Origin of the sequence: Pseudomonas sp. LAIL14HWK12:I10, assembly GCF_900184205.1 — a bacterium.
In the GTDB taxonomy this organism is placed as follows: Bacteria; Pseudomonadota; Gammaproteobacteria; order Pseudomonadales; family Pseudomonadaceae; genus Aquipseudomonas; species Aquipseudomonas kermanshahensis.
This window is the reverse complement of record NZ_FXWU01000008.1, coordinates 278644-292841: the sequence shown is the minus strand read 5'-3', so window position 1 is coordinate 292841 and position 14198 is coordinate 278644. Positions and strand designations below refer to the sequence as shown.

The window sequence follows — 14198 nt, the reverse complement described above, 5'->3', positions numbered from 1 at the left end:
CGGTAAGCATCCTGCTTTGCCTGGAATGGGAATCGTGGACACGCTAAAGGATCGTGACCGGTCGGTCTGACATGGGAAGCGGGGACAATTTCGGAAAGCGCCATCGCCGGCAAGACGGCTCCCACAGGTATCTGCGCAGGCTCAGACCTTGTGAGCACCCTGTGGGAGCTGGCTTGCCGGCGATGGGCCGCAACGCGGCCCCGGCGATCTCAGATGCGCCTGCGTTTACCCAGGCTGGGAATGGTGGTCTGCGGTATCACCACCTCGACCTGCTCGAGGCGGGTGCTGGCGGCCAGCGCAGCCAGGGTCGGCTGGCTGAACAAGGTGCGGGCATCCACATGCAACCCGGCCTGGCGCATGCGTGCCACCAGGCTGACCGCCAGCAGTGAGTGGCCGCCCAGTTCGAAGAAGTTGTCGTCACGCCCAACCTGCTCGATCTTCAGCACATCGGTCCAGATCTCGGCCAGCGCGGTTTCCAACTCGCCACGCGGGGCCTGGTACTGGCGGCTGATCACCGACTCGGCCCCGGGCGCTGGCAAGGCCTGGCGGTCGACCTTGCCGTTGTTGCTCAACGGCAGCTCGCCCAGGGCAACGAACGCCTGCGGCACCATGTAATCGGGCATGCGCGCCAGCACGTGGCTGCGCAGCACTTCAAGCGCGGGTGCGCTGCTGCCCTCGCGGCAGGTGAAGTAGGCAACCAGGCGCTCTTCGCGCATCAGCACCACGGCCTGCCCGATGGCCGGGTGCGCCGTCAGCGACGCTTCGATTTCCCCCAGCTCGACCCGCAACCCACGCAGCTTGACCTGGAAATCGTTGCGGCCGACAAAGTCCAGCTCACCGTCCAGGCGGTACCGCACCAAGTCCCCCGTGCGATACAGGCGGTCGCCCTCGACGAATGGGCTGGCGATGAAGCGCTCAGCCTGCAATGCCGGCAACCCGAGGTAGCCGCGGGCCACGCCGACGCCGCCAATGTGCAACTGGCCCACCGCGCCGAGTGGCACCGGGCGGTCATGCGCATCGAGCACATACAGGCGGGTATTGGCGATCGGCCGGCCGATCGGCGGCGCGATCAACGGCAGCGGTTCGTGCGGCTGCAGGGTCCAGGCGGTGCTGTCTACCGTCGCTTCGGTCGGGCCATAGACGTTGTGCAGGCGCACCGTGGGCAGACATTCGCGCAGGCGTTGTACCAGCGCCAATGTCAGTTCACCGCCGCCGCAGAAGATGTCCGTCAGGCTAGTGCAACGCTCAACACCCGGCTCTTCCAGAAACTGATGCAGCAGCGCCGGGACGAATTTGATCGTGGTCACCTGCCTGGCCTGCACCAACTGCACCAGGTACGCCGGGTCACGGTGCCCGTCAGGGCGCGCCAGGACCAGGCGCAAACCAGCGGTCAGCGGCCAGAACAGCTCCCAGACCGAACCGTCGAAGGTGAACGGCGCCCGTTGCAGCAAGGCATCGCCCGGGCGTGGCGGGCAGATGCGCGAACCCCAGTGCATCAGGTTGCACAGGCCACGGTGCTCGACCATCACCCCCTTCGGGGTGCCGGTGGAGCCCGAGGTGTACATCACATAGGCCAACTGCCTCGGGCCCAGGCCCGGCACTTGCGGGTCGGCTGCCGAGCAGGCGTGCCAATCGCCCCGGTCAAGGTCAAGCACAGGGCCTGGCATTGGCTCGAACAGGCCCAGGGTAGCGCCGTGCACCAGCACCACCGACGGCGTGCTGTCTTCCAGCATGAAGCGCAGCCGCTCGGCCGGGTAAGCGGGGTCGAGTGGCACGTAGGCGCCGCCGGCCTTGAGCACGCCCAGCAAGGCGACCATCAGTGCAACGCCACGTTCGACACAAACCGCCACCCGCGCATCGGGCTTAACACCCAGGGCGATCAGGTGGTGGGCCAGGCGGTTGGCCTGGGCGTTGAGGGCCTGGTAATCGAGGCAGCCGTCCTCAGCCTGCAGGGCGATGGCATGGGGTGTACGCCGCACCTGGGCCTGGAACAGCGCCGGCAAGGTCTGCCTGACCGGGCTTTGCGGGTCTTCGGTGGCGTTGAAACCCTGCAGCAAGCGGTGCAGCTCGCCGTCTGGCACCGCGCACAGTGCATCCAAGCGCGTGCTGCGGTGCTCGGCCAGGGCATTGCCCAGTTGGCGCAAGGTGGTCAACAGGTAGTTCAGCACCCGCTGCGCGCCAATCGCACGCGGCGCGCGCAGGGCGAACTGTAGCCCGTCGGCATGGTCGTCCACCGTGAGGACCAGGCCATGGCTGTGTACTTCACTGGCTTCGGCCAGCTCTACGCCCGGCAATACCGGACCGAGCATTACTGCCCCTTGGCGGTAGTTGATCAGGCTGTTGAACAGCGGCGTGCCGGCGGGCAAGCCACTGCACTGCTGGGCGAGGATCAGCGGCGCATCTTCATGGCCAAGCAAGGCGGCCAGCCGCGCGTGGGTCTCGCTCAGCGCCTGGTCGACCGAGCGATTCGCCAGGCCTACCCGCAAGGGCACGCTGTTGATGAACATGCCCAGGGCACGATCAGCCCCGTTGCCAGCCATGCTGCGGCCCAGCAACACGGTGCCCAGGGTGACCTCATCACGCCCACCGAGGGCGCCAAGCACCTGAGCCCAGGCCAGGTGCAGCAGGCTGGCCAGGCTCGCGCCGTGGTGCCGGGCCTGAGCGCGCAACTGGCCTGCCAGCGGCGCATCGATCACCTGGCTGTGGCTGTGCAGGTCACCCTCGTCGACCGGCTCGCCACCCAGCCCGGCAATCGGCGCTGGCGGCTCGACGCCAGCCAGTTGCTCGCGGAAGAAGGCTTCGTGCCGGGCCTGGCGCTCGGGGGCAGCGCTTAACGCCACGTAGTCACGATACGGCACAGGTGCCGGCAACGGCTCGCTGCGCCCAGCCATGAAGGCGTCCAGCTCGCCCAACAGCACCTGCAGCGAAACGGCATCGTTGACCAAGTGGTGGAAGCGCAGCAAGCCCAACCAACGCCCGTGCTGGGCATCCTCGGCGCAGGCCAGCGCCAGCATCGGTGCCTGGCGCAGGTCCAAGGGCCGTTGCTGGGGGTCGAAGTGGCTGCGCATTTGCCCGGCAATGTTGCCTGCGTGTGCCTCCCCCACCCAGTTGTCGACCGTCAGAAGGGCCTGGCGCCAGACCACCTGCTGGGGCTGTTCTAGCCCCTCCCAGGCCAGGCTGGTGCGCAAGATGTCGTGACGGTCGACCACCTGCTGCAACGCTTCGGTGAAGGCCTCTAACTGCATGCGGCTGGCAAAGGTAAACAAAGCCTGTTGCTGGTACGGGTCGCGAGCATCGGTGACGTGGTGGTAAAGCAGGCCTTGTTGCAGGGGCGCCAGCGGATAGATTTCCTGCACGTTGCCTGCGCCCCCCGGCACCGTGGCAACGATGCGGTCGATATCAACCTGCGACAGTTCGCTGAGGGTGAGCATGCCCGGCGTGATGTGCTGGCACCCTGGCGGAACCCGGTTGGCCGGCACGCGCGCGGCTTCGCCGACCACTACGCTGGCCGCAAGGCTGGCCAGGGTCGATTGGCCGAACAGTACCTGTACATCGGCTTGCAGGCCTTGCTGGCGCATGCGCTCGATCAGTTGCACGGCCAGCAGCGAGTGGCCGCCCAGCTCGAAGAAGTGGTCCTGGCGCCCTACCCGCTCGACCTGCAGCAATTCGGCCCACAGCAAGGCCAGGCGTTGCTCGACGTCGCCGATCGGCGCCTCGTGCTCGCGACGCACCTTGGCGGCTTCGTCCGCTGTCGGCAAGGCACGGCGGTCGAGTTTGCCATTGGCAGTCAATGGCCAACTGGCCAGGTTGACATAGGCCACCGGCAACAAAGCGACTGGCAGGCGTTCGCGCAAGTGGTCATGCAGCGCCCTGGGCTCCACCGCCGCCTCGCCAATGAACCAAGCCTGCAACTGGCCTTCGCGCAGCATCACCACACACTCGCGCACCGCCGCATGGCTGGCCAGGGCAGCTTCGATTTCGGCCAGTTCAACCCGCACACCGCGGATTTTCACCTGGTCGTCATTGCGCCCGAGGTACTCCAGCGTGCCATCGGGCAGCCAGCGCACCAGGTCGCCCGTGCGGTACATGCGTGCCCCTGGCAGCGCACTGAACGGGTCGTCGAGAAAACGCTCGGCGGTCATCTGCGGCCGGTTGAGGTAACCCCGGGCCACCCCCTTGCCGCCCACATACAATTCGCCAGGGGCGCCGATCGGCAGTAGACGGCACTGCTCATCGAGGACGTACACCTGGGTGTTGGCCACCGGGCGGCCGATATGCAGCGGGCCGCCGGCGTTTACTTCGCCCGACGTCGCCACCACCGTGGCTTCGGTGGGGCCATAGTTGTTGATGACCCGGTAGCGCCGCTCGCGGGCCAGGCGCCGCAGGCGGTCGCCGCCAATCAGCAGGGTCTGCAAGGTTGGGTGCAGCTCGCCCTGGGCGAAGGCATGCTCAGCCACCGGGGTGGGCAGAAAGCTGACATCCAGCGGCTGGGCGCGCCACCAACTGAGCAACGCGTCGATGTCTTCAGCACCGTCACGCACCGGTGCCAGGTGCAAAGTAGCGCCACTGCACAGCGCGGGCCACACCTCCCAAGCCATGGCGTCAAAGCCGAAGCCGGCCAGGCTCGACTGGTGGCGCCCGGGGCCCAGGTTGAAGGCATTGCAGTGCCAGTCGACCAGGTTGGCCAGCATGTGGTGCTCGACCATCACGCCCTTAGGCTGGCCGGTGGAGCCGGAGGTGTAGATGACATAGGCCAGGTCGCTCGCTTGCGGCTGCACAGGTGCTGGCATTGCGGCGGTTGCCGTGTTCCAGTCCCAGCGGTCCAACACGATTTGTGGCAGGCCATGGGGCGGAAGGCGGTCGAGCAGCCGCGACTGGGTCAGCACCACGGCCGGCGCGCTGTCTTGCAGCAGATAGGCCAGGCGCTCCTGCGGGTGGGCTGGGTCAATCGGCACGTAAGCGGCCCCGGCCTTGAGCACGGCCAGCAGGCCGACCAAGGTGTCCAGGCCGCGCTGGGCGACCACCGCAACCCGCTGGTCAGGTTTGGTGCCAAGGGCTGCCAGGTGCCGGGCCAGCGCGTCGGCACGCCGGTCGAGTTCGCCATAGCTCAGGCGCTGGCCGTCGTGCAGCGCTGCCACGGCGTGTGGCGTGGCGTTGGCCTGGGCTTGGATACGACGATGGATCAACGCCTCAACCTGTTCAGGCGCTGCTTGCGCCGTCGCATTCCACTGCCGCAGGCGGGCGTGCTCGCGGGCGGTCAGCAGGTCGAACGCCGCGATGCTCTGTTCCGGCTGCTCCAGGCCTTGCTCCAGCACATGCAGCAGGCGCTCGGCCAACGCTGTCACGTCTTCATCGCTGAACCAGGCACGGTTGTGCACCAGGTGCAGGCACGCGCTGTCGCGTTGGCTGTTGCAGCGCAGGTGGATGCTCAAGGGCGTGGGCTCGTGGCCATTGCAGACCATCACCGTGTGGCCGGGTACGTCACCGAAGCGCAGGTCGTTGCCATCCTCCTCGAACGACACCATCAGCTCGAACAGGTGGGGCCGCTCTTCACGCAATGCACCAAGGCTGCGGTTGAGTTCGCTAAGGGCGAAACGCTGATGGCGAAAGTCTTGCTTGAGCGCATCGCGGATCTCTTGTACCAGCGCGCTGAACGAGCGTTCACGGCCAAAGTCCATGCGCAGCGCGCTAACTTGGGTAAACAGCCCCAGGGTCGACTTGAACTGGGCGTTGCCACGGTTGCGCACCGGCAGGCCGACTACCCACTCGTCACGCTGCCAGGAACGTGCACTGCACACATGCAACGCCGCCAGCAGCACATGGAAGGGCGAGGCCTGCAGCGTGGTACCGAGGGCACGCATACGTGCCAGCAAGCGGGTATCGAAGGGCTGTTCGAGTACCGCACTGGGCGGCGACACGTGCTGCGCATTGCGCTCGCGGGGTGCCAGCAAGGCATCGGGTAGCTGCTGGTACTTGGCCAGCCAGTAATCGCGGTCGCGGTCATGGCGTGGCGAACCCTGGTACTGGGCATCGTCCTCGATGAACGCGCGGTAAGACGGGGCGCTGTCTGGCAATGCCAGCCCTTGTTCAAGCAGGCGATAATGGTCGGCGATCTGCTTGAACCACTGGTCCACGCCCCAGCCATCGAGAATCAGGTGATGGGCCTGCACGGCAAACAGGTACCGCTGCTCGCCCAGGCGGATCAATGTCGCCCCCCACAATGGGCTGGCATCCAGGCGGTACGGTGTCTGCATCTGTGTTTGCAACAGGCCTTGGGCAGCGCCGAACGGGTCATCCGCGCTGCGGACATCGTGCTGCACCAGCGGCACATCGAGGGCCTCGGCAAAGTACTGGCGGGCTACCCCACCCTGGCCCGCGTGCGTCACCAGCACGGTGCGCAGGCCATCATGCTGGGCGACCAGGTGCGCCAGTGCCCGGTTTAGCCGCTCGGCATCCACCCCGCCGGCCAGTTCGACGTACGCGCCGATGTTGTACAGCGGCGAGTCGCCGTGGCTGATCTGGTCCAGCCAGATGTCGCGCTGGGCAACGGTCAAGGCAAAGGTTTGGGCGGCAGGCATGGTTCGGCAGGTCCTTCTGGTTGATCATCCGCGGATTCAAGCACCCTACCTTCAGGCTGTATGGCCCCCGAAACCCGGACACGCACCGGGCCTGTCGATGGCTGCTGAAAAACATGTAGGAGATTTGCCACAGCGGCTGCCCGGTTTGGCCTACGCCAGGGGCCATCGGTCGGGATCAGGCGTTGATCGCCACGCTTCTGACGTCAATTGGCTGGCTGATCCGTTCATGTGCAGCGTCTCGCCTGTAAGTGCCCTGCCCCACTGATCCGTAATCGGTGGCACTTTCTGTCCCTGTTTTCCATTACAGACGCGGCCCCCAGGCCGGGCTTGAATACCGCCACAAACCACTCACCACCCGGAGGACTCGCCAGCGACACCACCCGCCGTAACGCTTTGGATCAAGGATGACAACGCTATGAAGCTGACCGACAGCCTCGAACACCGCCCCGACCCCCAGCTGTATCTGCAACTTGGCGAACTGATCGCCAGTACCGGCGCCGAGGGCTTTGCCGAACAGATGTTGCACCTGGTCGATGCCCAAGTGCCGATCCACAGGCTCGACCTCAGCGAATGGACCCTCGAGCCACGTGGCGCCAGCATCAGCCGCATCAGGGTACTCGGCAGCGCCGGCCCTGCACCTGAACTGCCCGGCGTCGATCCTCTGCGCCATCCTTTGCTGCAGAGCATCATGCAGATGAAGGACCCGCTGCTGATCGAGTTCAAGGCCCCCCCGGACACCGACCACCCGCGCCACAGCGCCCACCAGTGCAACTTGGTGTCTTGCAGCGGCGCCCGGCGCTGGGTCATCTGCTTTCACCGCCTGCCTAGCCAGCGGGGCTTTTCGTTGAGTGAGTTGTCGCAGTTGAAAAGCCTGTCCGACACCTTGCTGCCCCTGGTCGAGCACCACGGCCAGTTGCTCAACCAAGGGGCCGCGCGGCAGGCCGGGTCGCCGCTGTGCGATCTGCAGGCGGGCGCGTTACGCCACTCCTTTGGCGAACGGCTGGTGCAGGAAGCCGTGCGGCTTTCGACGCGTGAGCAGGAGGTCTGCCTGGGCCTGCTGACGGGCGGCACGGTGCCAGAAATGGCGCAGCGGCTTAACGTGAAGAACAGCTCGATCGAAACCTACCTCAAGCGCGCCACCGCCAAGCTGGGGGTCAGTGGCCGCCATGGGCTGACCAAATGGATGGCAGGCGCCTGACTCTGCGAGACCCTCTGATGCCCCGACCCAGCCTTATCCTGTGCGCGGCGCTGTTGTGCGGCTGTTCGTTGGCCCCTGACTACCAGCGCCCGGACACCCCCGTCGCCACCCAGTACCCGCAAGGGCCGGCCTACGCCGGCGATGTGCAGAAGCACCCGGCCATCGAGGACTGGCGCCAGGTGTTCCACGACCCGACCCTGCGCCAACTGATCGACAGCGCCCTGGCCAATAACCGCGACCTGCGCAGCGCGGCGCTCAATGTCGAAGCCTACCGCGCCCAATACCGCATTCAGCGCGCCGAGCTGTTGCCAAAGGTCTCGGCCAATGGCCAGGGGCAACGCCAGTACCTGCCGCGGCGCATGACCGGTACCGACCAGGGCATGATCAGTTCCACCACTGCTGCGACGCTAGGCGTGAGTGCTTATGAACTGGACCTGTTCGGTCGCCTGCGCAGCCTCAGTGACCAAGCGCTGTTGACTTACCTGGCCAGCGACCAGGCCCGGCGCAGCACCCAATTGAGCCTGGTGGCCAGTGTCGCCAGCGTGTACCTGACCTGGCGTGCCGACCAGGAACTGCTGACGCTGGCCAACGAAACCCTGGCCGCGGACGAGCGCAGCCTGCGCCTGACCGCCAACCAGCGCCGCGCCGGCACAGTGTCGGCCCTGGACCAGATCCAGGCGCGGACCAGTGTCGACAGTACCCGGGCGGCCGTCGCCCGTTACAAACGCCAAGTCGCCCAAGACCTCAACCAACTGACGGTACTGGTGGGCGCCCCTGTGGCCGACGGCCTCGGCGCCTTGCCGCTGGCCGACGAACAGATCGCCGGTTTGCAAGCCGGGCTGCCGTCAGACCTGCTGCAACGCCGCCCCGACATCCTCCAGGCCGAATACCAGCTGCGTGCGGCCAACGCCGATATTGGCGCCGCGCGTGCGGCGTTTTTCCCGAGCATCAGCCTGACCGCCAATGCCGGCAGTACCAGCCCGGCGCTCAGTGGGCTGTTCGATGCAGGGTCAGGGACCTGGCTGTTCCAGCCACAGATCAACCTGCCGATCTTCACCGCCGGCAGCCTGCGTGCCAGCCTGGACTATGCCCAGTTGCAGAAGGACATTCAGGTAGCGCAGTACGAAAAAGCAATCCAAAGCGCCTTTCAGGAAGTGGCCGACGGCTTGGCGGCGCGGGCGACTTACCAGCGGCAATTGCAGGCGCAACGCGACTTGGTGGCCTCCAACCAGCGTTACTACAACCTTGCTGAACACCGCTACCGGATCGGCGTGGACAGCAGCCTGACCTTTCTCGACGCGCAGCGCTCGTTGTTCAGTGCCCAGCAGGGGCTGATCAATGACCGCCTGGCGCAGTTGGTGGCAGAGGTGAATCTGTACGCGGCGTTGGGTGGCGGGTGGAAAGAGGCCGCTGACACCCAGGCTCCGTCTGCGGCAAGCGCAAGCGAAGCGGCGCCCAAGGGTGCCTACGTGGGTCTAGACTGAACAGGGCCAGATCACCAGGCATGAACCGGGGGGCTTCCACACGCGGAGGTGTGAGATGAGCCAGTTCAAGCGTTTGTTCGTCATGCTCGGCCCGCAGATGCGCCACACGCCGGCTCTACAACGCGCAGCGGCATTGGCAGAGTCAAGCGGTGCGCTACTCGATATCAACGTATTCGTCGACGATGTCGACACTTTCGGTTTGATGAGCGATGGCCGGGAGCGTGAACGGCTGCTCAGCGACAATCGCCAGTGGCTGGCCGATGAAGCCGAGCAGATGGCCGACGCCGGCCTGGATGTGTCGACCGAACTGCTGCTGACCCGCGACCCGTTGGCCAGCGTGCTCGAGCGCATCGAACGCTTGGGCTGCGACCTGCTGATCAAGGACGTGCAGCACGAACCGGTGCTCAAACGCTTGCTGGTGACACCCCTGGACTGGCAGTTGCTCAAGGACAGCCCGGTCGCCGTGCACCTGGTCAGTGATATCCGCCTGCCTCTGCCCAAGCAGATTGCCGCCGCAGTGGACCTGAACAGCCATGGCGCCGGTGAACACCTCGACGAGCAGGTCATTCACAGCGCCCATGCGTTGGCGCTGCAGTGCAATGCCGAACTGCACCTGTTGCATGTGTGCGACGCGGCCAAAACCCACATCGCCGACTTCGGTGCCGGCACCGTCACCATGCCTGGCTTCGATGGCAGTGTGCGTACCGCACAGCGTTCAGCATTCAACCGCCTGGGCGACCATCACCAGGTGCCCTTGGAGCGCAGGCATTTCGTCGAGGGGCCAGCGATTCGTGCGATTGCCCAGTTCGTCAGCCATAGCCGGGTCGATGTGATCGTCATGGGCAGCCATCGCCACGACGCCATGCAGACCTTTTTGGGCGGTACCACGGCGCATGTGCTGGAGCATCCGCTGTGCAATGTGCTGGCGATCAAGGCGATGCATTAATCGGCAAACTGCCTGTCCCGGTAGGAGCAGCCTTGTGCTGCGAAGAGGCCTGTTCCAGCAACAGATAGGTATTGGGGTTTACGGCCTCTTCGCAGCACAAGGCTGCTCCTACCGGGATCGCGTATGGGCGGAGACTGAGCTTGGAGTTTGGTACGCGCGCTCCATTTAAAAAGAATGCATTTGATAATGATTCGTAGTAGTTTCGCGACGCTTTCTATCCCTATCCCTTGCGCCCTACTCCAGGATCGTACCGTCGATGCGTCGCACGTTCGTTTCGCTTTGTGTGCTTCATGCTGTCTCCCCGTTGGCCTGGGCTGAGCCCGAATCGCCCAGCGACCCCGCCCAGATCGAACTCCAGGCCTTGAGTATCACCGGTACTGCCGACAGTGAGCGCGCCGATGGCCCGGTCGTCGGCTACAAGGCCGGCCGTTCGGCAAGCGCCACGCGCACCGACACCGCCCTGCACGAAACCCCGCAATCGGTCAGCGTGGTCCCCAAGGACGTGCTCGAAGACACCGGCGCCACACGGCTGCAAGATGGCCTGGACTACGCCGGCGGCGTTGGCCGCGCCAACAACTTTGGCGGCCAGGGCCTGACCACGTTCACGGTGCGTGGCTTTACCACGGGCGAGTTCTACCGCAATGGCTTCCCGATCAACCGCGGCTACCCCAACGCCCCCGACGCCAACACCGTCGAGCGCCTTGAAGTGATCCGCGGCCCAGCCACCAGCCTGTATGGCCGTGGCGACCCTGGTGGCACCTTCAACGTGGTCAGCAAGCAACCCCTGGCTGAACGCAAGGTCACCCTGGGCAGCCAGATCGACGACCAAGGCATGCACCGCGCCACCCTCGATGCCACCGGCCCGCTGAATGAGGACGGTTCGCTCGCTTACCGGTTGAACGTGCTTGGCGAAGGTGGCGAGAGCTTTCGCGATGATGTCGAGAGCGAGCGCTACGACGTGGCGCCCGTGGTCAGCTGGCAGGTCAACGACAGCACCAGAATCGTCTTCGAAGGCGACTTCATGCGCAACAACCACCCACTGGACCGCGGCCTGACCCGCTATGCCACCCAGACCGGCAGTGCCTCTCGCGACACCTACATCTGGGAGAAAGGCAGCGACAACTTGTTGCACAACGACAACAACATGGCCCAGGTGCGCTTCGAGCACCTGCTCAATGACAACTGGACGTTGGGGGGCGGGTTCCAGTTCCTCGATGGCTCGCTCAAGGGCAACGCGGTGGAAGCCAACGGCGCACCCGCTGACGGGCGTACCCTGCAGCGCAACTTCAACTACCGCAAGCTGGAATGGACTGACCGTGACTGGCAGTTGAACCTTACCGGGCATTTCGACACCGGTGGTTTTAGCCACACCCTGCTGACCGGCATCGAGTACGAAAACTACGATTACAACTCGATCATCCAGCGTTCCTCGGCAGCCGTCGGCACCTACCCCATCGATATCTACGACCCGGTGCTCGGCCAGCCAAGGCCCGCATTGACACGCACCACCACCTGGGACAAGGAAAACCTGCAGACCTGGGCCTTCTTCATTCAGGACCAGGTGGCGTTGACCGAGCGCCTCAAAGCGTTGGCCGGCATCCGCTTCGAGCGCTTCGAGCACGACTATGACGACAAGCTGGTCGACACCCTTGACTTCAGCAAGGGCGAGAACGGCGTCACCCCGCGCGTTGGCCTGATCTACGACCTGACCGACACGGTGGCGGTCTATGCCAACACGGCGCGGTCATTCAAGCCCAACAGTGGCGCCCCTGCGGGGGGCGGCAGCTTCGACCCGGAGAAGGGTAAATCCTACGAGCTGGGCGTGAAGTGGGAAGCGCTCGATCGCCAACTGAGCATCGATGCGGCGGTGTACCACATCGTCAAGGAAAACGTGCTGGCACGCGACCCCAACGACCCCACCGGGGTCTACAGCATCGCAGCAGGTGAGGTGCGCAGCCGCGGGCTGGACATCAACATTGCGGGCAACATCACCCCTGAGTGGCGCGTGATCGGTGGCTACGCCTATGTCGATGCCGAAGTGACCAAGGACACCAGCTTGCCTACCGGCACCCACCTGGCCAACATCCCGCGCAACAGTTTCAGCCTGCTGAACACTTACGAGTTCCAGGACGGCCTGGCCAAGGGCCTGGGGTTGGGGGTTGGCCTGAAGTACGTGGATGATCGCGCCGGCCAGACAGCCGTGACGACCTACACCATGGAGCGCTACAGCGTGGTTGACCTGCTCAGCTTCTACAAGGTCAATGAACACGTGCGGCTGAACCTGGATGTGAAGAACGTCTTCAACAAGGGTTATGACGAAGGGGCGTTCAACAACTACGTGTACCCGGGCGCACCGCGAACGGTGCAGGCCGGGGTTTCGTACACCTTCTAGCTGACTGTAGGAGCAGCCTTGTGCTGCGAAGAGGCCGGTACCGGCAACATATATGCAGTGCCAGTACCGGCCTCTTCGCAGCGCAAGGCTGCTCCTACAAAAAGCGCATCAAACTCAGAACGCCTTGCTGTAGAACAGCGCGTACGACTCGATCCCGTCGTTAGGCTGTTTGATACCCGCGTTGGAGTAATGCATCGCGCGGATGCCGACCTTCTGCGCACCCGGCAGCTTCAGGCCAAAACCGATGCGGTCTTCGAAGTTGACCGCCGAACCCAGGCGCTGGTCGCCCACTTCTGTCTTGGAAAACGCCGCCAAGCCAATACCGGCCTCGATGTAGGGGGTGTAGGTGAAACCGCTGAACTCGTAGGTGAATACCGGGCTGAACGACAGCGAGTGCGCGCCGCTGGCGTCGCCGCCTTCCCAATAGGTATAGGCCGCATCCCAGTAACCGGTCACATAACCGGTACTGCTTTCCAGCCATTTCTTGTCCCAGTCGAACGAAAGGCCGATACGGTAGGTCATGTCGCCTTGGCTGGTGGCGCCAACTGCAGCCGATACCTGCGCGGCCTGGGCCAGGTTGGCCCCCGCGAAGGCCAGCACTGCAGCGGCCAGCGAAGCAGCGAGACGGGTTTTCATCAATGACATCTCCTGATGGTCTACAACACGGGCAAAGTGGGGGCTTGAGCCCCTCGAGCTTATGCGGTGGCCGGCGCATCCAAACCGGTCACACCAAGTAATACTTCTCTGATTATTGTCCAGATAATCAGAAAGTTGAAAGCTGTTTGCCACCATTGGCTAATACCAGGGCGACGGCCTTATCACGGGCCCTGTCGCCGTTCAGTCGTAGGCCGCCTCTTCATGCTCACCCAACAGCCGCCGCTGCCTCGGCGTCGCCTCCTGCAACACCTGCGGGTTGAATTGCCAGTGCAAGTACGGCGAAAACTTCTGCGCCACCATGCGTCGGCCGTAATGCACCTGCAGCATGTCGCGCTCACGCGACTGCGTGCAATTGGCGCCGCCGCTGTGCCAGACATCACTGCGAAACACCAATGCATCCCCCGCCTTGCACAACACCGGATGCGCTTCACGCCCTTGCCACTCGGACTCGCCGGCCTCGGGTGGGCGTGCTGCCCGATGGCTACCAGGCACGATCCAGGTCGGCCCGATGCTGTGATCGATATCACTGAGGTATAACTGCACGGTAAGGATCTGCATGGGTTGGGTAAAGGCACCTCGCTCACTGATCCACGCGGGCAGTTGCATGGGCAGGTGATCAAGGTGCAGCGCCATGCCGGGGTAGCCGGGGTGGCTGCGCCAGGCGGTCTGGCCGATCACGTGGCAGTCCTCGCCGAGCGCGGCCTCGGCCAGGTTGATAAGCGGTGGCAGATCAAGAAAGGGCAACCACAGGGGGTTGCGGTTGAACACGCACTTGTAGTGTTCGAGCAGCCCTTGGTAATCCCAGTGAATGGGCTGCAAGTCATCGATGGCGCAGCGCAGCAAAGCGATACGCAGGGGTTCGAGCACACCGGGGATCAACACAAAACCCCGCTCGTCCAACATCTCCAGCTGAAGGTCCAGGCTCATGGCGGTGCGCTCCCAT

The 14198-nt window shown here is 64.6% G+C and carries 7 protein-coding genes; 4 read left to right on the top strand and 3 right to left on the bottom strand.

All coding sequences use genetic code 11. The features are described 5' to 3' along the window. Positions 1-209: 209 nt before the first annotated feature. Positions 210-6578, bottom strand: a complete 6369-nt coding sequence (locus QOS90_RS19490; protein ID WP_085273363.1) for a non-ribosomal peptide synthetase — start codon at positions 6576-6578, stop codon at positions 210-212. Between the two features lie 415 nt (positions 6579-6993). Here QOS90_RS19490 and QOS90_RS19485 point away from each other — a divergent pair, with 415 nt between their 5' ends. From QOS90_RS19485 to QOS90_RS19470, 4 genes are all read left to right on the top strand, one after another. After that, the gene (locus tag QOS90_RS19485; RefSeq protein WP_027596795.1) at positions 6994-7776 is read left to right on the top strand and encodes a helix-turn-helix transcriptional regulator; all 783 of its coding nucleotides are present in this window, start codon (positions 6994-6996) and stop codon (positions 7774-7776) included. A 17-nt stretch (positions 7777-7793) separates the two neighbouring features. Next, complete coding sequence (locus QOS90_RS19480; protein ID WP_027596794.1) at positions 7794-9260, top strand: efflux transporter outer membrane subunit; 1467 nt, start codon at positions 7794-7796, stop codon at positions 9258-9260. 55 nt (positions 9261-9315) lie between these two features. Then, the gene (locus tag QOS90_RS19475) at positions 9316-10206 is read left to right on the top strand and encodes a universal stress protein (protein WP_027596793.1); all 891 of its coding nucleotides are present in this window, start codon (positions 9316-9318) and stop codon (positions 10204-10206) included. 256 nt (positions 10207-10462) lie between these two features. Next, the gene (locus QOS90_RS19470; protein ID WP_085273364.1) at positions 10463-12598 is read left to right on the top strand and encodes a TonB-dependent siderophore receptor; all 2136 of its coding nucleotides are present in this window, start codon (positions 10463-10465) and stop codon (positions 12596-12598) included. A gap of 114 nt (positions 12599-12712) precedes the next feature. On the opposite strand, the gene QOS90_RS19465 is transcribed toward QOS90_RS19470, so the two are convergent. Both QOS90_RS19465 and QOS90_RS19460 read right to left on the bottom strand, forming a co-directional pair. Then, on the bottom strand, positions 12713-13234 hold the full coding sequence (locus tag QOS90_RS19465; RefSeq protein ID WP_027596791.1) for an acyloxyacyl hydrolase: 522 nt from the start codon (positions 13232-13234) through the stop codon (positions 12713-12715). Between the two features lie 201 nt (positions 13235-13435). Continuing rightward, positions 13436-14182, bottom strand: a complete 747-nt coding sequence (locus tag QOS90_RS19460; protein ID WP_085273518.1) for a phytanoyl-CoA dioxygenase family protein — start codon at positions 14180-14182, stop codon at positions 13436-13438. Positions 14183-14198: the final 16 nt, after the last annotated feature.

Bases quoted from the DNA above. Each gene is read 5' to 3' on its own strand.
- QOS90_RS19490 (WP_085273363.1), bottom strand. From the start codon at position 6,578: ATGCCTGCCGCCCAAACCTTTGCCTTGACCGTTGCCCAGCGCGACATC.
- QOS90_RS19485 (WP_027596795.1), top strand. From the start codon at position 6,994: ATGAAGCTGACCGACAGCCTCGAACACCGCCCCGACCCCCAGCTGTAT.
- QOS90_RS19480 (WP_027596794.1), top strand. From the start codon at position 7,794: ATGCCCCGACCCAGCCTTATCCTGTGCGCGGCGCTGTTGTGCGGCTGT.
- QOS90_RS19475 (WP_027596793.1), top strand. From the start codon at position 9,316: ATGAGCCAGTTCAAGCGTTTGTTCGTCATGCTCGGCCCGCAGATGCGC.
- QOS90_RS19470 (WP_085273364.1), top strand. From the start codon at position 10,463: ATGCGTCGCACGTTCGTTTCGCTTTGTGTGCTTCATGCTGTCTCCCCG.
- QOS90_RS19465 (WP_027596791.1), bottom strand. From the start codon at position 13,234: ATGAAAACCCGTCTCGCTGCTTCGCTGGCCGCTGCAGTGCTGGCCTTC.
- QOS90_RS19460 (WP_085273518.1), bottom strand. From the start codon at position 14,182: ATGAGCCTGGACCTTCAGCTGGAGATGTTGGACGAGCGGGGTTTTGTG.